Here is a 24,785-nt window from a genome sequence, read left to right on the forward strand (position 1 = left end):
CCATGCTGCTGGCACTGGCGAACTGGCTCGAGGGCTTCTACAGCGGCTTCAACGTGTTCCAGTACCTCACGTTCAGGGCCATCCTCGGCACGCTCACCGCGCTCGGTATTGCGCTGCTCGTCGGCCCGGTCCTGATCCGCCGTCTGGTGCGTTACCAGATCGGGCAGTACGTCCGCGAGGACGGCCCCCAGACCCATCTCTCCAAGGCAGGCACACCCACCATGGGCGGTGCGCTGATCCTGGTGGGGATCGCCGTGGCCACGGTGCTGTGGAGCGACCTCACCAACCGCTTCGTGTGGATGGTACTGCTGGTCACCCTGGCGTTCGGCGTCATCGGCGGCGCCGACGACTGGCTCAAGCTCACCCGCGGCAGCAGCCACGGCCTGTCCGCCCGGGCGAAGTACCTGGCGCAGTCCGCGGTCGGCCTGGTGGCCGCGCTGGTGCTGTTCACCAGCGCGCAGACGCCGGTGGAGACCTCGCTGATCGTGCCCTTCTTCAAGAGCGTCGTGCTGCCGCTGGGCTGGCTGTTTCTGCCGCTGGCGTATTTCGTGATCGTGGGCAGCTCCAATGCGGTCAACCTCACCGATGGCCTCGACGGCCTCGCGATCCTGCCCAGCGTGCTCGTGGGCGGCGCACTGGGCGTTTTCGCCTACGCCACCGGCCATGCCAACTTCGCCACCTACCTCGGCATCCCGTTCATCCACGGCGTCGGCGAGGTCGTGGTGTTCTGCGGTGCCCTGGTGGGGGCGGGGCTGGGCTTTCTCTGGTTCAACACGTACCCGGCGCAGGTGTTCATGGGCGACGTCGGCGCGCTTGCGCTGGGGGCGGCCCTGGGCACCATCGCGGTGGTCGTCCGCCAGGAGCTGGTGCTGTTCATCATGGGCGGCGTGTTCGTCGTCGAGACGGTCTCGGTGATGCTGCAGGTGGCCTCGTACCGGCTTACCGGGCGGAGGATCTTCCGCATGGCGCCGTTGCATCACCACTTCGAGCTCAAGGGCTGGCCGGAGCCGCGGGTCATCGTGCGGTTCTGGATCATCACGGTCGTGCTCGTGCTCATCGGTCTGGCAACACTGAAGCTGCGCTGATGATGGCAATAAAGGACCACAACCCGGAGAACGCGCGCCGCGCGACGGTGGTCGGCCTCGGCGAGACCGGCTACGCCTGTGCGCGCCATCTCCGGCGCCAGGGCTGGCGGGTGGCGGTAACGGATACACGTGCCGAGCCGCCGTATGCGGCCCGGCTGCGTGACGAGCACCCGGAGATCATCCAGGCCGTCGGTGACCTCGATGCCGCGCTGCTGCGGGGGGGCGACACCGTGGTCCTGAGCCCCGGGGTCGATCCCAGGGTGCCGGCGATCGCCGCTGCCCGGGCCGCCGGCGTGGAGGTGATCGGCGAGATCGAGCTGTTCGCCCGCGCGGCCGAGGCCCCGGTGATCGCTGTCACCGGTTCCAACGGCAAGAGCACGGTAACCACGCTCGTCGCCGCGATGATCCAGGAGGCGGGGCTGAATGCCGCGGCGGGCGGAAACCTGGGGCCTGCGGCGCTGGCACTGCTCGAGCGTCCGGTCCCGAACTATTACGTCCTCGAGCTCTCCAGTTTCCAGCTCGAGACCGTCACCAGCCTGGCGCCGGCGGCATCGGTGGTACTCAACGTCAGCGCCGATCACATGGACCGCTACGACGGGCTGGGCGACTACGCGGCCACCAAGGCGCGGATCTACGAGCGCGCGGCGACCGCCGTGATCAACCGCGACGATCGGGTGGTCGCCGCCATGGCCCACGGTCCGCACTCCGTGGGCTTTACCACGGGGCGGCCGCAGGGCTGTGACTGGGGGATTGCCGACGGCCGTTTCACCCGCGGCCACAGCCCGTGCGCACCGGTGGAGGCGCTGGCGCTGCCGGGCACGCACAACCGTGCCAACGCCCTGGCCGCGCTGGCGCTGGGTGACGCCATCGGCCTGGCCTGGGCGGCGATGGCCCGCGCCCTGTCGCGTTACCGCGGGCTGCCGCACCGCATGGCGCACATCGCCCACGTGGCCGGTCGTGACTACTACGACGATTCCAAGGGCACCAATGTCGGTGCCACGGTCTCCGCCGTCTCCGGGATCGCGCAGCCGCTGGTGCTCATCGCCGGCGGTCAGGGGAAGGACCAGGATTTCGCACCGCTGGCGGCGGCCCTGCGCGGCCGGGTTCGCGCTGCGGTGCTCATCGGCACCGATGCGGCGGCGATCGCGGCGGTGCTGGCGGATGTCTGCCCCGTGGAGACCGCGGTGGATATGGACGGGGCCGTGCACCGGGCGGCGGCACTGAGCCGTCCCGGGGACGCGGTGGTCCTGAGCCCGGCGTGCGCCAGCCAGGACATGTTCACGGACTATGCCGAGCGCGGACGTGCGTTCCAGGCGTGCGTGGAGGGGCTGAGCCATGATTGAGCGCGCCCTGGCCCGATTCACGCCGCAGGGGCGGGATATCCCGGCCGCGCTGGACTGGCCGCTGGTGGCGACGGTGGGGGTGCTGCTGGTTTTCGGTCTGGTCATGGTCGCCTCGGCATCCATGGCCGTGGCCGAGCGCGAGACCGGGGCCGCCCTCTCGCTGTTCTATCGCCAGGGGTTCTTTACCGTCATGGGGGTGATCGTCGTCACCCTCGGGCTGATGCTGGTCCGCACCACCGACCTGGAGGCGGCCGGACCGGGGCTGCTCGGCGTGAGCCTGCTGCTGCTGGTCGTCGTGCTGCTGCCCGGGGTCGGCCGCGAGGTCAACGGCGCGGTGCGCTGGCTGCCCCTCGGTGTGGTCAACCTGCAGGTCTCCGAAGTCGCCAAGCTCGGGGTGCTGATCTATCTCGCCGGCTATGTGGTACGCCGGGGCGAGGCACTGCGCACACGCTTCAGCGGATTCCTGGTGCCGGTGGCGATCCTGGCGCTGGTGGCGGGCCTGCTGCTCATGGAGCCGGATTTCGGCGGCGCCGCGGTGATCCTCGCCACCGGTGCGGTGGTGCTGTTCCTGGGCGGGGCGCCGCTGTCCCGCATGCTGCTGCTGGCCGCCCTGGGCGTCATTGCCGCGGCCGGGCTGATCGTCAGCTCGCCGTACCGCTGGGAGCGACTGACCGGCTTTCTCAACCCCTGGGCGGACCCGTTCGACAGCGGTTTCCAGCTCACCCAGGCGCTCATCGCGGTGGGCCGCGGCGGCTGGTTCGGGGTGGGGCTCGGCAACAGCGTGCAGAAGCTGTTCTATCTGCCCGAGGCGCACACGGACTTCCTCTTCTCCGTGCTCGCCGAGGAGCTCGGCGTCCTCGGCGTGACGGCGGTGGTGGCGCTGTTCACGTTCATGGTCTGGCGCATCCTGCGCATCGGCGTGGCTGCGTTCAACGAGGGCCGGCCGTTCGGCGCGTACGTATGCTGGGGCGTCGGCTTCTGGCTGGGGGCGCAGGCGTTCATCAACATGGGCGTGAACCTCGGCCTGCTGCCGACCAAGGGCCTGACCCTGCCGCTGATGAGCTATGGCGGGAGCAGCCTGGTCGTCACCCTCGCCGCTGTGGGGCTCGTGCTCCGGGTCGACTGGGAGCGTCGGGCCGCGGCGGCCGCGGCCACGGACGAGCCGGGGAGGGTCGCGGCATGACGGCGCCCGTGATCATCACCGCCGGCGGTACCGGCGGCCACGTGTTCCCGGCCCTGGCGGTGGCGGAGGCCTTGCGCGAGGCGGATGTTCTGGTGGTGTGGATGGGCACGCCCCACGGGCTGGAGGCGCGGGTGGCCGGCAATGCTGGCATCCCCTTCGAGCCGGTGACCGTGCGCGCGCTGCGCGGCCGCGGCCTGCGGGACACGCTGACCGCGCCATGGATGCTCCTGCGGGCGCTGCTCCAGGCGCTCGCCGCGGTGCGGCGGCGCTCGCCGCGCGCGGTACTCGGCATGGGCGGCTATGCCAGCGGGCCGGGGGCGATCGCCGCCTGGCTCCTGCGCCGGCCGCTGATCATCCATGAGCAGAACGCCGTCGCCGGCATGACCAACCAGCGCCTCGCCCGGATGGCGGCGCAGGTGCTCACCGGTTTCGACCGTCCGTTCCCGGGGGCGCCGGCAGCGCGCTTCGTGGGCAACCCGGTACGCGCCGCGGTCGCCGCGGTGGCGCCGCCGCAGGAGCGTCTCGCCGGCCGCGAGGGACCGGTGCGGGTGCTGGTGCTCGGCGGCAGCCTCGGTGCCCGGGCCCTCAACGAGACCGTGCCCCGCGTGCTTGCGGGCCTGCCGGGCGGGGTGCGCCCTGAGGTCCGGCACCAGGCCGGCGAACGCACCCTCGCGGTCGCCCGCCAGGCCTACGAGCAGGCGGAAGTGGACGCCGAGGTCATGCCGTTCATCGAGGACATGGCCGCCGCCTACGCCTGGGCGGACCTGGTGATCTGCCGCGCCGGTGCGCTCACGGTCGCGGAGCTCGCTGCGGCGGGCTGCGCGGCGGTGCTGGTGCCGTATCCGTACGCGGTGGACGACCACCAGGCGGCGAATGCGGCGTTCCTGGTGGACGCGGGGGCGGCCTTCATGCTGCGCGAGCCGGAGCTCGCGCGGGGGGCGCTGGAGCGGGTGCTCTCGGAACTGCTTGGCGACCGCGATCGTCTTCGCGCCATGGCCGTCCGGGCCCGGGAGAAGGGCCGGCCGGATGCGGCGCGCGCGGTGGCGGATGTCTGTCTGGAGGTAGGGGCATGAGCGATATGCCGCAGGGTGCCATGGACCCGAACGCGCCGGGCGCGATGGGCCGGGTGCGACACCTGCATTTCGTGGGTATCGGTGGCGCCGGTATGGGCGGCATCGCCGAGGTGCTGTGCAACCTCGGCTATACGGTCACCGGCTCGGATCTGCGCGAGAATGCGATCACGCGCCGGCTGGCCGGTCTCGGGGTGACGGTCTACATCGGTCACGACGCCGGTCACGTCGCCGCCGCGGACGCGGTGGTGATCAGCTCCGCGGTGGGCGAGGACAACCCGGAGGTGCAGGCGGCGCGGCGCCGTCGGCTGCCGGTGGTGCCCCGCGCGGAGATGCTCGCGGAGCTGATGCGTTTCCGCTTCGGGATCGCGGTTGCCGGCACCCACGGCAAGACCACGACCACCAGCCTGGTGGCGAGCATCCTCGCCGAGGGTGGCCAGGACCCGACCTTCGTCATCGGTGGCCGGCTCAACAGCGCGGCCAGTCACGCCCGTCTCGGCGCCGGGCGCTACCTGGTGGCGGAGGCGGACGAGAGCGACGCCTCGTTCCTCTACCTCAAGCCGATGATCGCGGCGGTGACCAATGTCGACGCCGACCATCTCGGCACCTACGAGGGCGATTTCCAGCGCCTGCGCGGGACGTTCCTGGAGTTCCTGCACCACCTGCCCTTCTACGGACTGGCGGTGATGTGCATCGACGACCCGCAGGTGCGCGAGCTCGTGGACCGGGTGACCTGCCCGGTACGGACCTACGGCTTCGCCGAGGACGCCGACGTGCGCGCCACCGATATCCGTCAGGACGGCATCGCCACGCGCTTCACGGTCACCGTGGAGGACGGCGAGCCCTTCGAGGTTACGCTCAACCTGCCCGGCCGGCATAACGCCCAGAACGCGCTGGCGGCGATCGCCATCGCCGCCGAGCTGGAGATCCCGCAGGAGGCGATGCAGCGGGCGCTGGCGCACTTCCAGGGCATCGGCCGGCGTTTCCAGGTCTACGGTGAGCTGGCGCTGCCCGGCGGCCGCGCGCTGCTGGTGGACGACTATGCCCATCACCCGCGGGAGATCGCCGCGGTGATCCACGCGGTGCGTGAGGGCTGGCCCGGGCGGCGACTGGTGGTGGCGTTCCAGCCGCACCGCTACAGCCGCACCCAGGAGCTGTTCGACGAGTTCGCGCGGGCGCTCTCGGAGGCGGACGCGCTGCTGATCAGCGAGGTCTACGCCGCCGGCGAGGCGCCGCTGCCCGGTGTCGACGGCGCCTCGCTGTGCCGGGCCGTGCGTGCCCGGGGCCAGGTGAATCCGGTGTTCGCCGCGGATGTCGAGGAGCTGGGTGCGCTGGTCCCGGACGTGGTCCGGGACGGCGACCTGCTGATCACCCTGGGCGCGGGCAGCATCGGCGGCGTCGCGCCGGCGCTGGTCGCCCGGTTCGGTGACGGGGAGGAGCGCGCATGACCCGCACGGCCGGCCAGCTCCTGCACGACGAGCCCATGGCCCGGCATACCTCGTGGCGGGTCGGGGGGCCGGCGGAGTGGCTCTACCGCCCGGCGGATGCGGACGACCTGTGCCGTTTCCTCGCCGCGCTGCCGGCGGACACGCCGGTGCACTGGGTGGGGCTCGGCAGCAACCTGCTGGTCCGCGACGGAGGGCTGCCGGGTGTCGTCATCCAGGCCGGCCGCGGGCTGGCGGGGCTGGATGTGGAGGCCTCCGGCGAGGTAACGGCCGGGGCCGGGGTGCCCTGTGCCAAGCTCGCCCGGGCCTGCGGGCGGGCAGGGCTGGTGGGTGCGGAGTTCTTTGCGGGCATCCCGGGGATGCTCGGTGGCGCGCTGACCATGAATGCCGGGGCGTGGGGCGGCGAGACCTGGGCCCACGTGCTCGAGGTCGAGACCGTCGACCACGCCGGCGGGCGGCGCTGGCGGGCGTGCTCGGAGTTCGAGATCGGATACCGCAGTGTGGCCGGTCCGACGGGCGAGTGGTTCCTGGGGGCGCGTCTCGCATTCGCCCCGGGGGGCGACAACGCCGCGCTCGCCGATCGGGTGCGCGAGCTTCTCGCCGAGCGCGCGGCGCGCCAACCCATGGGGCAGGCGAGCTGCGGCTCGGTGTTCCGCAACCCGCCCGGGGATCACGCCGCGCGGCTGATCGAGGCGGCGGGCCTGAAGGGCCATGCCATCGGCGGTGCGCGGGTCAGCGACAAACACGCGAACTTCATCATCAACACCGGCGAGGCCACCGCGGCGGACATAGAAACGCTGATCGGTCATGTCGCCGCGTGCGTGCGCGAGCGCTTCGGTGTCTCGCTGCAGCCGGAGGTACGCATCATCGGGGAGGAGGCGCGTCATGACTGAGCATACGTGGCAGAGCGCCGCCGATGCGGGCCGGGTGGCCGTGCTCATGGGCGGCTGGTCCGCCGAGCGCGATATCTCGCTCAAGAGTGGGGCGGCGATCCTGGAGGCGCTGCGCGGCCGCGGCGTCGATGCCCATGCCTTCGACCCGCGCGACCGGGCACTGCCGGACCTGCTCGGCTTCGACCGCGCCCTGGTCGCGCTGCACGGGCGCGGCGGCGAGGACGGTGCCATTCAGGGCGCCCTCGAGACCCTGGGCATCCCCTACACGGGTAGTGGGGTGCTCGGCTCGGCGGTGGCGATGGACAAGCTGCGCACCAAGCTCATCTGGCGCGGCCTGGACCTGGCGACGCCGCCGTTCCGCATGCTCGGCCACGCCACCGACTGGGACGGCGTGGTCGACGAGCTGGGCCTGCCGCTGATGGTCAAGCCGGCGAACGAGGGCTCGAGCCTGGGCATGTCCCGGGTGGGCGAGCGCGACGGTCTGGAGGCGGCCTGGATCCGGGCCGCGGACTACGACACCGCGGTGTTCGCCGAGCGCTGGATCACCGGCGAGGAATACACCGTCGCGGTCCTCGACGGCGAGTGCCTGCCGGCGATCCGTATCGAGTCGGCCCGCGGGTTCTACGACTTCGACGCCAAGTATGTCGCCGAGGATACCCGCATGCACTGCCCCTGCGGTCTGCCGGCGGACACCGAGCGGGCCCTGGGCGAACTGGCGCTGTCCGCCTTCGAGGCGACGGGAGCCGAAGGCTGGGGGCGCGTGGACCTGATGCGCGACGGCGACGGGCGGTTCTGGCTGCTCGAGGTCAACACCGTGCCGGGCATGACCGACCACTCCCTGGTACCCGCGGCGGCGCGGGTGGCCGGGCTGGACATGGGTGAGCTGGTCTGGCGGATCCTTGCCACCAGCCGCGCGAGGGGCGGGGAGCGATGAGCGCGGTCATGGGCATGAACGGGCCGGTCGGCGTCGACGGCGGCGCCGGCCGGCGGCGGACACCGACGCGATGGCTCGTCGGTGCGGTGCTGGCCGTGATGGTCGCCGCCGGCGCGTCGCTGTTCTGGTCGCACCTGCGCCGCAGTGACCCGTTTCCCGTCCAGGCGGTGCGTCTGGAGGGCGACCTGGCCCACGTGGCGGACGCGGACCTGCGTGCCGCCGTGGCGCCGCACCTGGGTGACGGTCTGCTGTTCGTGGACCTGGACGCCATCCGCGACGCGGTAACCGCCCTGCCGTGGGTCGCCAGCGCCGCGGTCTGGCGGGTCTGGCCCACCGGGCTGCGGATCCGCGTGCAGGAGCACGAGCCCATCGCCGCCTGGGGCGAGCGTGGCGTGCTCTCCGCCAAGGGCGAGCGTTTCACTCCGCCGCAGCGTCCCGAGGGACTGCCGCAGCTCGGCGGGCCGGCGGGTAGCGCGTCGCTGGTGTGGGCGCGCTTCGAGCAGCTGCGCGAGGCCCTGGGCGAGCTGGGCCGGCCGGTGGCCCTGACCCTGGACAAGCGCCGCGCCTGGGTCGCGCGGCTGGACAACGGCATGCGCCTGCGTTTCGGGCGGGACGACTTCGACGAGCGCCTGCAGCGGCTGCTCGCAGCGTGGCCGGCGGTGCAACGCCGCGCCGGTGACCGCGCCATTGCCGCCGTGGATCTGCGCTACCCGAACGGCCTGGCGGTGGAATGGGGACCGCCGGCCTCGGAACCGACAACCGGAGGGGATTCCAAGCGATGAGTCGCAAGCAGGACAGCAATCTGCTGGTGGGCCTGGACGTGGGCACCTCGAAGGTGGTCGCCATCGTCGGTGCGCTCAAGGATACCGGCGAGCTGGAGGTCGTGGGCATCGGCTCGCATCCCTCGCGGGGGATGAAGAAGGGCGTGGTGGTCAACATCGAGTCCACCGTGCAGTCCATCCAGCGCGCGGTGGAGGAGGCCGAGCTGATGGCCGGCTGCGAGATCCACTCGGTCTACGCCGGCATCGCGGGCTCCCACGTGCGCTCCCTGAACTCCCACGGGATCGTCGCCATCCGGGATCGCGAGGTCTCCCAGGGGGACGTGGACCGCGTCATCGACGCTGCCCGCGCGGTCGCCATCCCGGCGGACCAGCGCATCATCCATATCCTGCCCCAGGAATTCATCATCGACAGCCAGGAGGGCATCCGTGAGCCCGTGGGCATGTCCGGGGTGCGCCTGGAGGCGAAGGTGCACATGGTCACGGGCGCGGTCAGCGCGGCGCAGAACATCGTCAAGTGCGTGCGCCGCTGCGGGCTGGACGTCGACGACATCATCCTCGAGCAGCTCGCCTCCGCGCAGGCGGTTCTCACCGAGGACGAGAAGGAGCTCGGCGTGTGCCTGGTGGACATCGGCGGCGGCACCACCGACATCGCGGTATTCACCGAGGGCGCGATCCGGCACACCGCCGTTATCCCCATCGCCGGCGACCAGGTCACCAACGACATCGCCGTGGCGCTGCGTACCCCCACGCAGCACGCCGAGGAGATCAAGGTGAAGTACGCCTGCGCGCTCTCCCAGCTCGCGAGTCCGGAGGAGACCATAGAGGTCCCCTCGGTGGGCGACCGGCCCCCGAGGCGGCTCTCGCGCCAGACCCTCGCGGAGGTGATCGAACCCCGCTACGAGGAGCTGATGACGCTGGTGCAGAACGAGTTGCGGCGCAGCGGCTTCGAGGACCTCATGGCCGCGGGCGTCGTGCTCACGGGCGGGAGCTCGAAGATGGAGGGCGCCGTGGAGCTCGCCGAGGAAGTCTTCCACATGCCGGTGCGCCTGGGTCTGCCCCAGGGTGTCACCGGTCTCACCGACGTCGTGCGCAATCCCATCCACGCGACAGGAACGGGGTTGCTGCTTTTCGGCAGCCGGCAGCGCCACGCCGGGCATGGACTCCCCGCCGACGAGACGGCGGAGGGTGGCGCATTCAACCAGCTTTGGACGCGCATGAAGGGGTGGTTCCAGGGGAATCTTTGACGAGGCACGGGTAGAGCAGAACAACAGCTGAAACGCTGCGAATGGAAAGGAGACGCGACATGAAATTCGAGCTCATGGATTCGTTCAGCCAGAACGCCGTAATCAAGGTGATCGGTGTCGGCGGCGGTGGCGGCAACGCCGTCCAGCACATGGTGTCCGCCGACGTCGAGGGCGTGGACTTCATCTGCGCCAACACCGACGCCCAGGCACTGCGCAACACCTCCGCGAAGACCACGCTCCAGCTCGGGGCGAACATCACCAAGGGCCTCGGCGCCGGCGCCGACCCGACGGTGGGCCGCGAGGCCGCGATGGAGGACCGCGACCGCATCGCCGAGGTCCTTGACGGGGCCGACATGGTCTTCATTACCGCCGGCATGGGTGGTGGCACCGGCACCGGGGCGGCGCCGGTGGTCGCCGAGGTCGCCAAGGAGATGAACATCCTCACGGTCGCCGTGGTGACCAAGCCGTTCCCCTTCGAGGGCGGCAAGCGTCTGGGCGTCGCGCAGGAGGGCATCAAGGAGCTCGGCCGCCAGGTCGACTCGCTGATCACCATCCCCAACGAGAAGCTGCTCTCGGTGCTGGGCAAGGAGCTGACGCTGCTTAACGCCTTCAAATCCGCGAACGACGTGCTTCTCGGTGCGGTCAAGGGCATCGCCGAGCTGATCACCCGCCCCGGGCTGATCAACGTCGACTTCGCCGACGTGCGCACGATCATGTCCGAGATGGGCATGGCCGTGATGGGCTCGGGCTACGCCTCCGGGGAAGGCCGTGCACGCGAGGCCGCGGAGCGGGCCATCGCTTCGCCACTGCTCGAGGACACCAACATCTCCGGCGCCCGGGGCATTCTGGTCAACGTCACCGCCGGCATGGATCTGTCCATCGGCGAGTTCGAGGAGGTCGGCAACACGGTCAAGGAGTTCTCCTCCGACGACGCGACGGTGGTCGTGGGCACCGTCATCGACCCGGAGCTCGAGAACGAACTGCGCGTGACGGTGGTTGCCACCGGCCTCGGTGCCGGCCAGCCCGCCGCCGAGACGCCGGCGGAGGCGCCCCGCACGGTCGCGCGGTCTTCGACCGGCGAGGTGGACTACCAGCAGCTCGATCGTCCGACGGTGATTCGCAAGAAGGCGGCCAATGACCGGCCGTCGGGCCAGGACGAGGGCGACATGGACTATCTCGACATCCCGGCCTTCCTGCGCCGCCAGGCGGACTAGGCGGCGGGCCGGCTCGAATTGTCCTGAGTGTCGTCTCTCCGAGCGCTTGGCCGGGTCCCCTTGCGGACCCGGCCCGTTCTGGGGGAAGAGAACGAAACTCGTTCCCTTCCAGGTGTACAATTATGGACCGGTCTGTTAAATTAGCGTGATTATGTGTCTGCGTAATGTATCGGGCCGCATCTGCGTACGCGCCGGCACGGATGTCCCTCTCCACCGCGGCGCCACCGGGGGAAGCTCAAGCGAATGATCCGCCAGCGAACGCTCAAGAACAGCATCCGTGCCACGGGTGTCGGCCTGCACACGGGCGAGAAGGTCTATCTCACGCTGCGACCGGCCGCACCGGATACCGGCATCGTGTTCCGCCGTGTCGATTTCGATGAGCCCGTGGAGGTTCGCGCCCACCCGGAAAACGTCGGCGACACCCAGCTTTCCACGTGCCTGATCCAAGACGGTGTGCGTATCTCCACCGTGGAGCATCTCCTCTCGGCCCTGGCGGGCCTCGGGATCGACAACGCCTATGTCGATCTCTCCGCCCCCGAGGTGCCGATCATGGACGGCAGCGCCGGCCCGTTCGTGTTCCTGATCCGCTCCGCGGGCGTGCAGGAGCAGAATGCCGCCAAGCGGTTCATCCGGATCAAGCGCCCCGTTCGCATCGAGGAAGGGGACAAGTGGGTCGCCTTCGAGCCGTTCGACGGCTTCAAGGTGGGCTTCACCCTGGAGTTCGATCACCCCATCTTCAGCGACGGTCTCCAGCGCGCGGAGTTCGATTTCTCCTCGACCTCCTTCGTCAAGGAGGTGAGTCGCGCGCGGACCTTCGGCTTCATGCGGGACATCGAGTACCTGCAGCAGAACAATCTCGCGCTTGGCGGTAGCCTCGACAATGCGATCGTGGTGGACGACTATCGCGTACTCAATGAGGACGGGCTTCGTTACGCCGATGAGTTCGTCAAGCACAAGATCCTCGACGCCATCGGCGATCTCTACCTCCTCGGCCATAGCCTGGTCGGCTCCTTCACCGGTTACAAGTCCGGCCACGCACTGAACAACCGCCTGCTCCGGCGTCTGCTCCAGGAGGCGGATGCCTGGGAGGCCGTGACCTTCGACGAGGTCGAGGACGCCCCGATCTCCTTCGATCAGCCCGTCCCCGTGGGCTGAGGCCGCAGGGCGGGCGCCTGCCGCCGCCCTTCGCGGACCCGACCCCCGGTATCGTCCGGGGGTTTTGTTTTTCCGGCCCCTGTCATATCCGCACCCGACGGCGCCGCGTGTGCCATCATTGGGGCATGAAAGCCTGTCGTCGTACAGCCCTGATCGCAATGGTCCTCACCGTGCTCGCCCTTGCGGCAGCCGGGCGTGCGGCGGCGTCCACTGTCTGGGAGTTGTCGGTCGAGGGGCCGATCGGGCCGGTCACCTCCGCCTACGTGGACGAGGAGATAACGGCCGCGGACGAGGCCGGCGTCGAGGCGGTCATCCTGCGCCTGGACACGCCCGGCGGGCTGGACCAGGCCATGCGCGGGATCGTGCAGAGGATCCTCGCCGCGCGCACGCCGGTCGTTGCCTGGGTCGCCCCTGCCGGGGCCCGCGCGGCCAGCGCGGGGACCTATATCCTCTATGCCTCCCATGTCGCCGCGATGGCCCCGGCGACGAACCTCGGGGCAGCGACCCCGGTGCGTCTCGGTGGCGGCGGTGCCACGCCCTCGGGTGACGAGGGCGGGAGCGGCGACGGGGATGCGCTGCACCGGAAGATGGTGAACGACGCCGTCGCCTACATCCGCGGCCTGGCGGAGCTGCGCGGGCGTAACGGCGACTGGGCGGAGAAGGCGGTGCGCGAGGGTGCCAGCCTGGAGGCCGGCGCCGCCCGCGAGGCCGGGGTGGTCGAGCTCCTCGCCGGCAACCGCGACGAGCTCCTCGCCACCCTGGACGGCCGGCGCGTGGAGACCGCCGCCGGCGAGCGGACGCTGCACACCCGTGGCGCCACGGTCGTGGACCGCAGCCCGGACTGGCGGACCCGGCTGCTGGCGGCTATCGCCCATCCCAATTTCGCCTATATCCTCATGCTCATCGGCATCTACGGGCTGATCTTCGAGCTCGCCAACCCCGGCGCGGTGGTGCCCGGCGTGATCGGCGGCATCGCGCTGCTGCTGGCGCTGTACGCGCTGCAGGTGCTGCCGGTGAGCTATGCCGGGCTCGGGCTGATCCTGCTCGGGGTCGGTCTCATGCTCGCGGAGGCATTCGCGCCTTCGTTCGGAATCCTCGGCCTGGGCGGCGCGGTGGCGTTCGTCGCCGGTTCCTTGATGTTATTCGACACGGAGGCGCCGGGATTTCGGTTATCGTTGGCGCTGGTGGTCGGTGTGGCCCTGGGTAGCGCGATACTGCTGTTCGCGACCGGTACGCTCGCGGCGCGGGCGTACCGCCGCCCGGTGGTCTCCGGGCAGCAGCAGCTCGTTGGCGCCCGCGGGCGGGTTGTCAGCGGCTTCCCCGGGGCGGGTCACGTCCGCGTGTTCGGCGAGCTCTGGCGGGCCGACTGCGACACGCCGATGACCGCCGGCGCGCCGGTGCGCGTGGTTGCCGTCGACGGACTGCGCCTGCACGTGGAGCCGGCCGATTCCACAGCCGAGTCAGCAGACAGCGAGGATCTATGAGCGATAAGACCTTTGAGCGGGCGCTGGCCCAGTTCCGGGAGTGGTTCGACCGGGCGCGGGCCCACGAGGCCGTGGGCGAGCCTACGGCGATGACCCTGGCCACCGCGGGTGCGGACGGGCGGCCCTCGGCGCGTATCGTGCTGCTCAAGCAGGTGGATGAGGACGGCTTCGTGTTCTACACCAACACGCGCTCGCGCAAGGGCCGGCAGCTCGCCGAGAATCCGGTCGCAGCGCTGACCTTCTTCTGGCAGCCGTTACTCGCGCAGGTGCTCGTGGAGGGGCCGGTCAAGCCCGTCACGGACGCCGAGGCGGACGCCTACTTCGCGTCACGCCCGCGGCTCAGCCAGATCGGGGCCTGGGCGTCCCACCAGTCGGAGCCGCTGACTACCCGTGCCGAGCTCGACGAACGTGTCCGCCACTATGAGGAGCGCTATCCCGACGGGGAAGTGCCGCGGCCGCCGCACTGGAGCGGCTACCGCCTGGTTCCGGAGATGATCGAGTTCTGGTCCGGGCGCAACGGCCGGCTACATCACCGCGAGCGCTTCTGGTGCGAGGACAGCGCCTGGCACCATACCTTGCTCAACCCCTGACCCGCCCGCTCAGGCGCTGCCCTGGTAATCGAGCCAGGGCATGAGCTGCGGCGGCTCGCCGCCGGTGACCGCCGTGGCCGGCTGCTCCACGTGGAAGCCCGCGCCGAGGGCCTCGGCGCGTTCCCGCCAGTGGGCCTGGATCGCCGGCACCGCCTCGGGCGCCATCGGGTAGTCGTTACCCAGATAGGCGATGGCGCCGTCATCGCGCTGGGCGAGCACCGTGTAGGCGAAGGGCCCGACGCCGGGCAGGCGCTGCTCGGTGAGCGTGATCGCCGTGGCGTTCCCGAAGGCCGGGTCCCCGTCGCGGGGCTCGCGGCGCTGTGTGGTATCCGCCAGCGAGGCCTGATCCGCAACGGTGATGGCCATCTCCGCATTATCACTGAACACCCCCGGACGCGGGAGCGTCGGGGTCACCTCGACGCCGTGGGCCGTCAGTCCGGCGGTGTACTGACGCTGGCGCCGCAGCCAGTCGTCGTAGCCGGCAGGGTCGTCGCTGCCCATGTGCCGGGCCCACTCGTCCAGGGTGAGGAACGGTGTCCATGCACGGCCGTGGAGGCCGAGAAAGGTATTACCCTCTTCCGTATGTATCGCCACCGGCTCGTCCGGGCGGTAGAGCGCGCCTTCCAGCAGGGCCCACAGTGATCCGAACCCGGCGTGCTCGAGCTGGACCTTGAGCAGGGCGCTGAGGTCGTGAAAGCTCGCGTAGGCGAGGTTGACCGGCTCCAGGCCGAACTGCTGGCGCACGACCTGGTCCGTGGCCAGGGCCGGCGCGCCACGCTCGAGCAGCCGCTCCTCGACCACCTGCCGCACGGTATCGAGTGTCGGGCCCGGCGCGACCAGCGCAAAGGGCAGGGCGAGCATCGGGCCGGCGCCCGGGCTGCGGCGCGGCGCCACTGCCGGCAGCGGAAAGCGCCCGCCGGCGCAGCCCAGGCTCAGCCGGTGCGGGGTGAACGGCGCGCCGCGCAGACTGCCGCGGTAGACCTCCAGCAGGGCCTCGGTCATGGGCAGGCCGGGCTGGAGCAGCTCGGTGAGGTCGTACAGGCCGCCGGCGATGATGAGCCCGGCCTCGGTCACGGTCTCGCCGAGAATGCGGTGGAGGTCGGCGGCGACGGCCTGGCCGAGGACCTCGGCGGCGTCCCGGCTGAGCGGCTCCGGGGGGCGGGCACCGCGGGCGACGACCTCCGGATCGAGTTCGATGGTGAGCACGGCGGGGGTCGCGGACAGGGCGGCTTGCATGATCTGGCGTATCTCCGTGATCGGCATCTGGGCGGTGGTCGGGGTCAGGCGTAACGGCGCGGCCCCGAATCAGCGGCACCCATTATGCCCGCCTGCGCGTGCCGAATTAAGCCGTATCCTGCGTGGACCGCGGCATTATGCCCGGGGCGTTTCGTCCTTTTTCGTCTAATTGATGGAAATCAGGGCGTCGGAATTCAAGGACGTGAACAATCTCAAAAAATTACAATTGTCTCCCGCCTCTGTCTGCGATTTAATAATATGCGATCATGGATTGATCGGATCGTGAAACCGGCACTTCACTCGATCGTTTAACGGGGAGTATGGGGTGTTGCCGCCACGGTCATATTTCGTCACCCCCGGATACCGCCGGCCGGTTATCGCGTGGGGAGGCGAATTTTTCGAACACACTGGCTGGTTATTGCAGAGGAAAGAACAAAATGGCGGATCTGGATCTCTCGAAGTACGACTCCCAGCAGCTTCGCGAGCTGAAAAAGGACATCGACAAGGCGCTGGAGTCCCGTCGCCGTGACGACGCGAAAAAGGCGCAGCAGGAGCTGAAGCAGGTGGCCGAGCGCTATGGCTTCAATCTCAACGAGCTGGTGGCCGGGCAGGGCACCAAGCAGACGCGCCGCCGCAGTGGCGGCAAGGCGCCGGCCCAGTTCCGCCATCCCGAGGACGAGACCAAGACCTGGTCCGGTCGCGGCCGTAAGCCGGTCTGGGTCAAGGAATGGGAGGCCGCGGGCCGCTCACTCGAGGATCTGCGGATCAAGTGATCCGCCGCGGTGTGGTGCGGCCGGGCCGCACCACACCGGCCCTCCGGCATGGCGCGGGATGCCTAGGTCCGCGCCGCCAGCCGTTGCAGGGCCGGGCTGACCGTTACCGGGGATTCCCCCGGCGCGGCCAGCGCGCCAGCGCCCGGAGGCAGCAGGCCGTGTTGCTCGCGGGTGCGTGCCCGTGCCGCCTCCAGTCCATTTTCCGCACCGCCGTCCAGGCGCTCTCCGTTTCGCATCACCGGCACCAGCAGCGGCTCACCCTCGTAGCCCTCGTCCGCCAGTGCAATGACGTCGCCGGCGAATCGGCCGCCGTCGTCGTACCGGCGGTAGACCTGCTTGAGGCCGGGGAGGTCCGTCTTGCCCTCGGAATGCTTGGCGCGCGCCCGCTCGCCGAAGTGGTGGAGCTTGTAGGCGGAGTCGAGGAAGGGCTCGTCGGCGGAGGTGTCGACCTTGGAGCCGACACCGAAGCCGTCCACCGGTGCGCCGCTGGCCACGATCGCGGCGATGCGCTCCTCGTCCAGGCCGCCGCTGACCAGGATCAGGGTGTCGGTGAGGCCGCCGTCGTCGAGGATCCGGCGCACCGTGCGGGCGTGGGCGCTCAGGTCGCCGCTGTCGATGCGCACGCCCTGGACACGGATACCGCTGTCGGCGAGCCGGTGCCCGAGAGCGACGGCCTTGTGCGCCCCCTCGGCGACGTCGAAGGTGTCGATGAGCAGGACGACGTTGTCCGGGTGACTGCGGGCGAAGCGCTCGAAGGCGGTCGCCTCGTCATCGTGGGCGAGCACGAACGAGTGCGCCATGGTGCCGGTCACCGGGATCCCGTAGGCGGCCCCGGCGAGGGTGGTGGCGGTGGCACCGAAGCCTGCTAGATAGCAGGCCCGGGCCGCCCACATACCGGCCTCGCCGCCGTGGGCGCGGCGCAGACCGAAGTCCACCACGCGCCGGCCGCCGGCGGCCTCGACACAGCGAAGCGCCTTGGTGGCGATGAGTGTCTGGAAGTGGACGATGTTCATCAGGCGCGACTCGACCAGCTGCGCCTCGGGTAGCGGGGCGATGATCTGCACCAGCGGCTCCTCGGGGTAGCAGATCGTCCCCTCCGGCATTGCGCGGACCTCGCCGGTGAAACGCAGGTCCGCGAGCCGGCGGATGAACGCCGCGCTGAACAGGCCGCTGTCGTCGAGCCATGCGAGTTCGCGTTCGTCGAAGCGCAGGCCCTCGAGCCACGTCAGTGTCTGCTCCAGGCCCGCCGCGAGGAAGCAGCCGCGCCGGGGCGAGCGCCGCAGGAACAGCTCGAAGACGGCGGGCTGCGTCATGCCGTGCTCGTAGTACGTCTGCAGCATCGTCAGCTCGTAGAGGTCGGTGAGCAGCGGCGAACGCTCCAGTTCCATCAATGTCCTCCCAAACAGCGTGGCCCGCCGGGACTCAGGTCCGCAGCCCCACGCCGCGGTTCAGCAGATAGAGGCTGAATGCGGTGAGGCCGACGATGAACAGGATGATGATGCCATACGCGGTCCCGATCGGGATGTCCGAGGTGCCGAGAATCCCGTAGCGGAAGGCGTTGACCATGTAGAGGATCGGGTTCACCAGCGATACCCCGTGCCAGAAGTCCGGCAGCAGCTGGATCGAATAGAAGACACCGCCGAGATAGGTCAGGGGCGTGAGAACGAAGGTGGGCACGATGGATATGTCGTCGAACTTGCGCGCGAACACGGCGTTGATGAAGCCGCCCAGCGAGAACAGCACAGCGGTGAGAAAGACCACCGAGCCGGTGATCCAGACATTGTGTACGCTGAGATCTGCGAAGCCGGTGGCGATGAAGGTCACAATCAGCCCGGTGAGCAGGCCGCGGCCGACACCGCCGGCGAGGTAGCCGATCAGGATGGTGTAGTTCGGCGTAGGCGAAACGAGGATCTCCTCGATGTGTTTCTGGAATTTCGCGCCGAAGAACGAGGAAACCACGTTGGAATAGCTGTTCGTGATCACCGACATCATGATGATGCCGGGGGCAATGAACTGCATGTAGGAATAGCCCGCCATCGGTCCGACGCGGGAGCCGATGAGGTTGCCGAAGATCACGAAGTACAGCGACATGGTGATCGCCGGCGGCACCAGGGTCTGCACCCAGATGCGCAGGTAACGGGTGGTTTCCTTGTGGGCGATGGTCGCCAGTGCGACCAGGGTCTGTTGAAGGTAGGCGGGTTGCACGCGATCTCCCCCTAGCGGTTCGCCGGCGCGGCGGCGCCGGACTCCTCGGGTGCATTGCGTTCGAGCATGCGCACGAACAGCTCCTCGAGGCGGTTGGCCTTGTTCTTGAGACTCACCACACCGACGCCGGCGGCGTCCAGGGCGCGGAACAGCGGGTTGAGCCCCTGCTCTACGTGGACCTCCACCTCCAGGGTGCCGTCGTCGAGCGGCAACACACGGTAGCCCTCGATGCTCGGTACCTGCTCGATCGGGCAGTCGATGTCGAGGATGTAGCTCTGCGTGGACAGCCGGCGCAGCAGCGCGCGCACGTTGGTGTTCTCGATGATGCGCCCGTCATCGATGATCGCGATGTTGCGGCACAGCGACTCCGCCTCCTCGAGGTAGTGGGTCGTGAGCACGATGGTGGTGCCCTCGCTGTTGATCTTGCGCAGAAACTCCCACATCGAGCGGCGCAGCTCGATATCCACGCCCGCGGTGGGCTCGTCGAGGATCAGCACCTGCGGCTCGTGGATCAGCGCGCGGGCGATCATCAGGCGCCGCTTCATGCCGCCTGACAGGGTCCGCGAGACCACGTTGCGCCGGCCCCACAGGCCGAGCTCGCGCAGGTAGCGCCCGGCGCGTTCACGCGCCACCTTCCGCGGAATACCGTAGTAGCCGGCCTGGTTGAGCACGATCTGGCTGACGGTCTCGAAGTGATTGAAATTGAACTCCTGGGGCACGAGGCCGATATTGGTCTTCGCCCCCCAGGGGTCGCGGTCGATGGCGTGGCCGAAGACCTCCACCTCGCCGCTGGTCTTGCGTACCAGCGAGCTGATGATGCCGATGATGGTCGATTTGCCGGCGCCGTTGGGGCCGAGCAGGCCGAAGAAGTCGCCGGGCTCGACGTCGAGGTTGACGTCGCGCAGCGCGACCACGCCGCCGGCATAGGTCTTGTTGAGCTGACGCAGCGATAGCGCCTTCATGCGTGATGTCCCGGGGTCGAGATGAGTGGGTTTCGGGTGCGGGGCATGGGCATCACCGCACGGACGTGGCGGACGCCCGCGGGGAATGCCAATGAGCGGCGATCATACGGCATTCGACCGGTAGAAGGCTACTTGCCCGCCCCGGGAAGCGGGCGGCCGGCAGGATGGACACCTCGGCGGTGTCCCCGTAAAATTACGGCGTTACACTCCGAATCGGCGCTAATGCCAAACCTGTGCCAACGGGAGGCGATCTGACGGCGGATCCCTCCCGTTTTTGCGAGCAGTGGAGGATCCCCCTTGAACACGCCTGCCATTCTGGCACTGGAGGACGGATCGGTCTTCGAGGGAGAGGCGATCGGCGCGGACGGTGAGACCGTCGGCGAGGTCTGCTTCAACACCGCGATGTCCGGTTACCAGGAGATCTGCACGGATCCGTCGTACAGCCGCCAGCTCGTGACCCTGACCTATCCGCACATCGGCAACACGGGCACGACCCCGCTGGACGAGGAGGCCGACGGTGTTCAGCTCGCCGGGCTGATCATCCGTGACCTGCCGCCGCGGGTGAGCAACTGGCGCTCCCGCGAGGACCTGCCGGCCTACCTCGCGCGACAGGGGATCGTCGCGATCGCCGGTGTGGATACCCGCCGCCTGACGCGGCTGCTCCGCGAGAAGGGCGCGCAGAACGGCTGCATCATCACCGGCGATGCCGATCACGAGACGGCGGTGACCCGTGCACGGGGCTTCCCCGGTCTCAAGGGCATGGATCTCGCGCGCGAGGTCTCGGCGGCCCGGCCCTACGAGTGGCGCCTCGGCACCTGGTCGCTGGACGACGGCGAGGTGGAGGTCAGCCCCCGTGGCGACGACGAGCTCTCCTGGCACGTCGTCGCCTATGATTTCGGCATCAAGCGCAACATCCTGCGGCTGCTGGTCGACTACGGCTGCCGCGTTACGGTGGTGCCGGCGACCACGCCGGCCGCCGAGGTCATGGCGATGGCGCCGGACGGGGTGTTCCTGTCCAACGGGCCCGGTGACCCGGAGCCCTGTGATTATGCCATCGAGGCGACCCGGGCGTTCCTGGATGCCGGCGTGCCGGTGTTCGGCATCTGCCTGGGCCATCAGATCCTGGGCCTTGCCGTGGGCGCGCGCTCGGAGAAGATGAAGTTCGGCCATCACGGCGCGAACCACCCGGTCCTCGACGTCGATACGGGCCGGGTCATGATCTCCAGCCAGAACCACGGTTTTGCCATCGACGAGACCACGCTGCCGGCGAACGTGCGCGTCACCCATCGCTCGCTGTTCGACGAGACCCTGCAGGGGATCGAGCTGAGTGACCGGCCCGCGTTCAGCTTCCAGGGCCACCCCGAGGCGAGTCCCGGGCCCCGTGACGTGGCACCGCTGTTCCAGCACTTCGTGGACCTCATTCGCGCCTATCGCGGCGAGACCGCCTGAGGCGGCCCGCCGGCACAGCAGAGAGCGACGATGCCCAAGCGTACCGATATCCAGAGCATCCTTATCCTCGGCGCCGGCCCGATCGTGATCGGCCAGGCCTGCGAGTTCGACTACTCCGGCGCGCAGGCGTGCAAGGCCCTGCGCGAGGAGGGTTACCGGGTCATCCTGGTGAACTCCAATCCGGCGACCATCATGACCGATCCCGAGATGGCCGATCGTGTCTACATCGAGCCGGTGAACTGGCGAACCGTCGAGCGGATCATCGAGCAGGAGCGCCCGGACGCGGTGCTGCCCACCATGGGCGGGCAGACCGCGCTGAACTGCGCCCTCGACCTCGACCGCTACGGCGTGCTCGAGCGTCACGGCGTGGAGATGATCGGCGCCACCAAGTCCGCCATCGACAAGGCCGAGGACCGGGAGGCCTTCCGCGCCGCGATGGAGAACATCGGCCTGGCCACGGCCACCGCGCGCATCGCCCACAGCATGGAGGAGGCGCTGGAGGTGCAGGCGGAGATCGGCTTCCCGACGATCATCCGGCCCTCGTTCACCCTCGGCGGCTCCGGGGGCGGCATCGCCTACAACAAGGAGGAGTTCGTCGACATCTGCGAGCGCGGCCTCGACCTCTCGCCCACCAACGAGCTGCTCATCGAGGAGTCGGTTCTGGGGTGGAAGGAGTTCGAGATGGAGGTCGTCCGCGACAAGGCGGATAACTGCATCATCGTCTGCGCGATCGAGAACGTCGATCCCATGGGCGTGCACACCGGCGACTCCATCACCGTGGCGCCGGCGCAGACGCTCACGGACAAGGAGTACCAGATCATGCGCGACGCCTCGCTGGCGGTGCTGCGCGAGATCGGCGTCGAGACCGGTGGCTCCAACGTGCAGTTCGCCATCGACCCGGAGACCGGGCGCATGGTGGTCATCGAGATGAACCCGCGGGTGTCGCGTTCCTCCGCGCTGGCCTCCAAGGCCACCGGCTTCCCGATCGCCAAGGTCGCGGCCAAGCTCGCGGTGGGGTATACCCTCGACGAGCTGCGCAACGAGATCACCGGCGGCCGGACGCCGGCCTCGTTCGAGCCGAGCATCGACTACGTGGTCACCAAGATCCCGCGGTTCACGTTCGAGAAGTTCATCCGGACCAAGCCGGTGCTCACCACCCAGATGAAGTCGGTGGGCGAGGTCATGGCCATCGGCCGGACCTTCCAGGAATCGCTGCAGAAGGCGATGCGCGGCCTGGAGAACGGCCTGGAGGGGCTCGACCCGCGCATCGAGGCGGGCCGCGACGACGCCGCCCAGCGCATTACCCAGGAGCTGCGCCTGCCCGGGCCCGAGCGCATGCTCTGGCTCGCCGACGCCTTCCGCGCCGGCTTCGAGCTGGAGGCGGTCTACCAGCACACCTGGGTGGATCGCTGGTTCCTGGCCCAGCTCGAGGAGCTGATGGCCTGGGAGGGGCATATCGCCGAGCAGGGCGCCGACGCCCTCGATGCCCGGCGGCTGTTCCAGCTCAAGCGCCGAGGTTTCTCCGACGCGCGGATCGCGCGCCTGGTGGGCTGGAACGAGCACGAGGTGCGAGCCCACCGCCGCCGGCTGGGCATCCGCCCGGTCTACAAGCGGGTCGACTCCTGTGCCGCCGAGTTCGCCACGGCCACGGCCTACATGTACTCCACTTACGAGGAGGAGGACGAGGCCGCGCCGTCGGACCGGGCCAAGATCATGGTGCTCGGCGGCGGTCCCAACCGCATCGGCCAGGGCATCGAGTTCGACTACTGCTGCGTCCACGCCGCACTCGCCATGCGCGACGATGGCTATGAGACCATCATGGTCAACTGCAACCCGGAGACGGTGTCCACCGACTACGACACCTCCGACCGGCTGTACTTCGAGCCGCTGACCCTCGAGGACGTGCTCGAGATCGTGGAGACGGAGCGCCCGGAGGGCATCATCATCCAGTACGGTGGGCAGACGCCGCTCAAGCTCGCCCGTGACCTGGAGCGTTTCGGGGCACCCATCATCGGCACGACGCCGGACTCCATCGACCTCGCCGAGGACCGCGAGCGCTTCCAGCGCATGATCGGCGAGCTCGGGTTGCAGCAGCCGCCGAACCGCACCGCCCGCAGCGCCGACGAGGCCCTGCGGCTGGCCGCCGAGATCGGCTATCCGCTGGTGGTGCGGCCCTCCTACGTGCTCGGTGGCCGGGCCATGGAGATCGTTTACGAAGAGTCCGAGCTCGTGCAGTACATGAACGAGGCGGTGAAGGTCTCCAACGAGTCGCCGGTACTGCTCGACCGCTTCCTCGACGATGCCGTCGAGGTGGACGTCGACGCCATCTGTGACGGCGAGGACGTGCTCATCGGCGGCATCATGGAGCACATCGAGCAGGCCGGCGTGCACTCCGGCGACTCCGCATGCTCGCTGCCGCCGTACACGCTGGCGCCGGAGACCATCGACCGCCTGCGCGAGCAGATCCGGGCGATGGCCCGGGCGCTCGGCGTGGTCGGGCTGATGAACACGCAGTTCGCGATCAAGGGGCCGGAGATCTTCGTCCTGGAGGTCAATCCGCGGGCCTCGCGCACCGTGCCGTTCGTCTCCAAGGCGACGGGCGTGCCGCTGGCGAAGATCGCCGCGCGCTGCATGGCCGGCTGCGGCCTGGCGGAGCAGGGCTACACGCGGGAGGCGGTTCCGGCCTACTATAGCGTGAAGGAAGCGGTCTTCCCGTTCATCAAGTTCCCGGGGGTCGACCCGATCCTCGGCCCCGAGATGAAGTCCACCGGCGAGGTCATGGGCGTGGGCCGGGATTTCGGCGAGGCCTACGCGAAGTCCCAGGTCGGCGCCGGCGTGGTGCTGCCCCGCGACGGGGGCAAGGCGTTCGTCAGCGTCCGCGATGCGGACAAGGGGGCCGTGGTCGCGGTGGCCCGCGATCTGCTCCGCCGCGACTTCACCATCGTCGCCACCCAGGGCACCGCCGGGGTGCTCCGGGAGGCCGGGATCGACTGTGAGGTGATCAACAAGGTCACGGAAGGTCGGCCGCACATTGTCGATGCGATCAAGAACGACGAGATCGCGCTGATCATCAATACCACCGAGGGGCGTCAGGCCATCGCCGATTCGTTCTCGATCCGGCGCGAGGCGCTGCACCACAAGGTCTGCTACACCACGACCCTGTCGGGTGCCCGCGCCACCGTCCAGGCACTGGGCTACTCCGAGCACGGCGACGTGAACGCCCTTCAGGACCTCTATAAGGAGGCGAGCGCATGAGCAAGACGCCGCTGACGGTCAAGGGCGCGGAGAAGCTCCGCGCCGAGCTCGACCGCCTCAAGCACGAGGATCGCCCGCGGGTCATCCAGGCCATCGCGGAAGCGCGCGAGCACGGCGATCTCAAGGAGAACGCCGAGTACCATGCCGCCCGCGAACAGCAGGGTTTCATCGAGGGCCGGATCGCCGATATCGAGGGCAAGCTCGCCAACGCCCAGGTGATCGACGTCGCGAGCCTGCCGGCCAACGGGAAGGTGGTCTTCGGCGTGACCGTCGATCTCGCCGACGAGGACACCGGCGAGGAGAAGACCTATCAGATCGTCGGCGAGGACGAGGCCGACATCAAGCAGGGCCTGATCTCCATCCAGTCGCCGATCGCCCGCGCCCTGATCGGCAAGGAGGAGGGCGACATCGCCGAGGTGCAGGCCCCGGGCGGGACCCGCAGCTACGAGATCGTGGCGGTGCGCTACGAGTGAGCGGACGCCG

Annotated in this window: 21 protein-coding genes; 17 read left to right on the forward strand and 4 right to left on the reverse strand. The window is 69.5% G+C overall.

Going from position 1 to position 24,785, the window contains the following annotated elements; all coding sequences use genetic code 11:
• Window positions 1-2: 2 nt before the first annotated feature.
• From mraY to pdxH, 13 genes are all read left to right on the forward strand, one after another.
• On the forward strand, window positions 3-1,085 hold the full coding sequence (mraY, locus tag C516_RS0107040) for a phospho-N-acetylmuramoyl-pentapeptide-transferase (RefSeq protein WP_026321001.1): 1,083 nt from the start codon (window positions 3-5) through the stop codon (window positions 1,083-1,085).
• Entirely contained in the window at window positions 1,085-2,428 is a 1,344-nt protein-coding gene (murD, locus tag C516_RS0107045; RefSeq protein ID WP_018717660.1) for a UDP-N-acetylmuramoyl-L-alanine--D-glutamate ligase, read from the forward strand. The genes mraY and murD overlap by 1 nt, the downstream gene beginning before the upstream one ends.
• On the forward strand, window positions 2,421-3,611 hold the full coding sequence (gene ftsW / locus C516_RS0107050; RefSeq protein WP_018717661.1) for a putative lipid II flippase FtsW: 1,191 nt from the start codon (window positions 2,421-2,423) through the stop codon (window positions 3,609-3,611). The genes murD and ftsW overlap by 8 nt, the downstream gene beginning before the upstream one ends.
• The gene (murG, locus tag C516_RS0107055; protein WP_018717662.1) at window positions 3,608-4,684 is read left to right on the forward strand and encodes an undecaprenyldiphospho-muramoylpentapeptide beta-N-acetylglucosaminyltransferase; all 1,077 of its coding nucleotides are present in this window, start codon (window positions 3,608-3,610) and stop codon (window positions 4,682-4,684) included. The genes ftsW and murG overlap by 4 nt, the downstream gene beginning before the upstream one ends.
• Window positions 4,681-6,129, forward strand: a complete 1,449-nt coding sequence (gene murC, locus C516_RS0107060) for a UDP-N-acetylmuramate--L-alanine ligase (RefSeq protein WP_018717663.1) — start codon at window positions 4,681-4,683, stop codon at window positions 6,127-6,129. Before murG ends, murC begins: the two co-directional genes overlap by 4 nt.
• A complete protein-coding gene (gene murB, locus C516_RS0107065; RefSeq protein WP_018717664.1) occupies window positions 6,126-7,019 on the forward strand; it encodes a UDP-N-acetylmuramate dehydrogenase in 894 nt (297 codons plus the stop codon). The genes murC and murB overlap by 4 nt, the downstream gene beginning before the upstream one ends.
• The gene (locus C516_RS0107070) at window positions 7,012-7,953 is read left to right on the forward strand and encodes a D-alanine--D-alanine ligase (protein ID WP_018717665.1); all 942 of its coding nucleotides are present in this window, start codon (window positions 7,012-7,014) and stop codon (window positions 7,951-7,953) included. Before murB ends, C516_RS0107070 begins: the two co-directional genes overlap by 8 nt.
• Window positions 7,950-8,735 carry a cell division protein FtsQ/DivIB gene (locus tag C516_RS18880; RefSeq protein ID WP_018717666.1) on the forward strand — a complete coding sequence of 262 codons (786 nt, stop codon included), beginning with the start codon at window positions 7,950-7,952 and terminating at the stop codon, window positions 8,733-8,735. The genes C516_RS0107070 and C516_RS18880 overlap by 4 nt, the downstream gene beginning before the upstream one ends.
• Window positions 8,732-9,979: a cell division protein FtsA gene (gene ftsA / locus C516_RS0107080; RefSeq protein ID WP_018717667.1), complete on the forward strand. Its 1,248-nt coding sequence runs from the start codon at window positions 8,732-8,734 to the stop codon at window positions 9,977-9,979. Before C516_RS18880 ends, ftsA begins: the two co-directional genes overlap by 4 nt.
• A 59-nt stretch (window positions 9,980-10,038) precedes the next feature.
• Entirely contained in the window at window positions 10,039-11,193 is a 1,155-nt protein-coding gene (gene ftsZ, locus C516_RS0107085) for a cell division protein FtsZ (protein WP_018717668.1), read from the forward strand.
• A 243-nt stretch (window positions 11,194-11,436) separates the two neighbouring features.
• Complete coding sequence (gene lpxC / locus C516_RS0107090) at window positions 11,437-12,348, forward strand: UDP-3-O-acyl-N-acetylglucosamine deacetylase (RefSeq protein ID WP_018717669.1); 912 nt, start codon at window positions 11,437-11,439, stop codon at window positions 12,346-12,348.
• Window positions 12,349-12,473: 125 nt separating this feature from the next.
• Window positions 12,474-13,832, forward strand: a complete 1,359-nt coding sequence (locus C516_RS0107095) for an NfeD family protein (protein ID WP_026321004.1) — start codon at window positions 12,474-12,476, stop codon at window positions 13,830-13,832.
• Window positions 13,829-14,422 carry a pyridoxamine 5'-phosphate oxidase gene (gene pdxH, locus C516_RS0107100; protein ID WP_018717671.1) on the forward strand — a complete coding sequence of 198 codons (594 nt, stop codon included), beginning with the start codon at window positions 13,829-13,831 and terminating at the stop codon, window positions 14,420-14,422. The genes C516_RS0107095 and pdxH overlap by 4 nt, the downstream gene beginning before the upstream one ends.
• Window positions 14,423-14,431: 9 nt before the next feature.
• On the opposite strand, the gene C516_RS0107105 is transcribed toward pdxH, so the two are convergent.
• Window positions 14,432-15,658 (reverse strand): hypothetical protein, encoded by a 1,227-nt coding sequence (locus C516_RS0107105; RefSeq protein WP_156831158.1) that lies wholly within the window; start codon window positions 15,656-15,658, stop codon window positions 14,432-14,434.
• Between the two features lie 437 nt (window positions 15,659-16,095).
• On the opposite strand from C516_RS0107105, the gene C516_RS0107110 reads away from it, so the two are divergent.
• Entirely contained in the window at window positions 16,096-16,431 is a 336-nt protein-coding gene (locus tag C516_RS0107110; RefSeq protein ID WP_018717673.1) for an H-NS histone family protein, read from the forward strand.
• A gap of 62 nt (window positions 16,432-16,493) precedes the next feature.
• On the opposite strand, the gene C516_RS0107115 is transcribed toward C516_RS0107110, so the two are convergent.
• From C516_RS0107115 to C516_RS0107125, 3 genes are read right to left on the reverse strand one after another with little or no spacing between them, the layout of a single operon-like run.
• A complete protein-coding gene (locus tag C516_RS0107115) occupies window positions 16,494-17,819 on the reverse strand; it encodes a nicotinate phosphoribosyltransferase (RefSeq protein ID WP_018717674.1) in 1,326 nt (441 codons plus the stop codon).
• A gap of 34 nt (window positions 17,820-17,853) precedes the next feature.
• The gene (locus C516_RS0107120) at window positions 17,854-18,636 is read right to left on the reverse strand and encodes an ABC transporter permease (RefSeq protein ID WP_018717675.1); all 783 of its coding nucleotides are present in this window, start codon (window positions 18,634-18,636) and stop codon (window positions 17,854-17,856) included.
• An 11-nt stretch (window positions 18,637-18,647) separates the two neighbouring features.
• Window positions 18,648-19,598: an ABC transporter ATP-binding protein gene (locus C516_RS0107125; RefSeq protein ID WP_018717676.1), complete on the reverse strand. Its 951-nt coding sequence runs from the start codon at window positions 19,596-19,598 to the stop codon at window positions 18,648-18,650.
• Window positions 19,599-19,895: 297 nt separating this feature from the next.
• Between C516_RS0107125 and carA the strand changes: the two genes are divergently transcribed.
• The 3 genes from carA to greA are packed head-to-tail and all read left to right on the forward strand — an operon-like array spanning window position 19,896 to window position 24,775.
• A complete protein-coding gene (gene carA / locus C516_RS0107130; protein WP_018717677.1) occupies window positions 19,896-21,047 on the forward strand; it encodes a glutamine-hydrolyzing carbamoyl-phosphate synthase small subunit in 1,152 nt (383 codons plus the stop codon).
• Between the two features lie 30 nt (window positions 21,048-21,077).
• Window positions 21,078-24,302 carry a carbamoyl-phosphate synthase large subunit gene (gene carB, locus C516_RS0107135; protein ID WP_018717678.1) on the forward strand — a complete coding sequence of 1,075 codons (3,225 nt, stop codon included), beginning with the start codon at window positions 21,078-21,080 and terminating at the stop codon, window positions 24,300-24,302.
• Entirely contained in the window at window positions 24,299-24,775 is a 477-nt protein-coding gene (gene greA / locus C516_RS0107140) for a transcription elongation factor GreA (RefSeq protein ID WP_018717679.1), read from the forward strand. Before carB ends, greA begins: the two co-directional genes overlap by 4 nt.
• The last annotated feature ends 10 nt before the right edge of the window (window positions 24,776-24,785 follow it).

The organism is Arhodomonas aquaeolei DSM 8974, from assembly GCF_000374645.1.
GTDB classification, from domain to species: domain Bacteria; phylum Pseudomonadota; class Gammaproteobacteria; order Nitrococcales; family Nitrococcaceae; genus Arhodomonas; species Arhodomonas aquaeolei.

What these genes read in the sequence shown, in the direction of transcription:
- carB (WP_018717678.1), top strand. Translation starts at nt 21,078, where the DNA reads ATGCCCAAGCGTACCGATATCCAGAGCATCCTTATCCTCGGCGCCGGC.
- murD (WP_018717660.1), top strand. Translation starts at nt 1,085, where the DNA reads ATGATGGCAATAAAGGACCACAACCCGGAGAACGCGCGCCGCGCGACG.
- C516_RS0107070 (WP_018717665.1), top strand. Translation starts at nt 7,012, where the DNA reads ATGACTGAGCATACGTGGCAGAGCGCCGCCGATGCGGGCCGGGTGGCC.
- murB (WP_018717664.1), top strand. Translation starts at nt 6,126, where the DNA reads ATGACCCGCACGGCCGGCCAGCTCCTGCACGACGAGCCCATGGCCCGG.
- murG (WP_018717662.1), top strand. Translation starts at nt 3,608, where the DNA reads ATGACGGCGCCCGTGATCATCACCGCCGGCGGTACCGGCGGCCACGTG.
- C516_RS0107115 (WP_018717674.1), bottom strand. Translation starts at nt 17,819, where the DNA reads ATGGAACTGGAGCGTTCGCCGCTGCTCACCGACCTCTACGAGCTGACG.
- C516_RS0107095 (WP_026321004.1), top strand. Translation starts at nt 12,474, where the DNA reads ATGAAAGCCTGTCGTCGTACAGCCCTGATCGCAATGGTCCTCACCGTG.
- ftsZ (WP_018717668.1), top strand. Translation starts at nt 10,039, where the DNA reads ATGAAATTCGAGCTCATGGATTCGTTCAGCCAGAACGCCGTAATCAAG.
- lpxC (WP_018717669.1), top strand. Translation starts at nt 11,437, where the DNA reads ATGATCCGCCAGCGAACGCTCAAGAACAGCATCCGTGCCACGGGTGTC.
- C516_RS0107105 (WP_156831158.1), bottom strand. Translation starts at nt 15,658, where the DNA reads ATGCAAGCCGCCCTGTCCGCGACCCCCGCCGTGCTCACCATCGAACTC.
- murC (WP_018717663.1), top strand. Translation starts at nt 4,681, where the DNA reads ATGAGCGATATGCCGCAGGGTGCCATGGACCCGAACGCGCCGGGCGCG.
- ftsW (WP_018717661.1), top strand. Translation starts at nt 2,421, where the DNA reads ATGATTGAGCGCGCCCTGGCCCGATTCACGCCGCAGGGGCGGGATATC.
- C516_RS18880 (WP_018717666.1), top strand. Translation starts at nt 7,950, where the DNA reads ATGAGCGCGGTCATGGGCATGAACGGGCCGGTCGGCGTCGACGGCGGC.
- greA (WP_018717679.1), top strand. Translation starts at nt 24,299, where the DNA reads ATGAGCAAGACGCCGCTGACGGTCAAGGGCGCGGAGAAGCTCCGCGCC.
- mraY (WP_026321001.1), top strand. Translation starts at nt 3, where the DNA reads ATGCTGCTGGCACTGGCGAACTGGCTCGAGGGCTTCTACAGCGGCTTC.
- C516_RS0107125 (WP_018717676.1), bottom strand. Translation starts at nt 19,598, where the DNA reads ATGAAGGCGCTATCGCTGCGTCAGCTCAACAAGACCTATGCCGGCGGC.
- pdxH (WP_018717671.1), top strand. Translation starts at nt 13,829, where the DNA reads ATGAGCGATAAGACCTTTGAGCGGGCGCTGGCCCAGTTCCGGGAGTGG.
- ftsA (WP_018717667.1), top strand. Translation starts at nt 8,732, where the DNA reads ATGAGTCGCAAGCAGGACAGCAATCTGCTGGTGGGCCTGGACGTGGGC.
- C516_RS0107110 (WP_018717673.1), top strand. Translation starts at nt 16,096, where the DNA reads ATGGCGGATCTGGATCTCTCGAAGTACGACTCCCAGCAGCTTCGCGAG.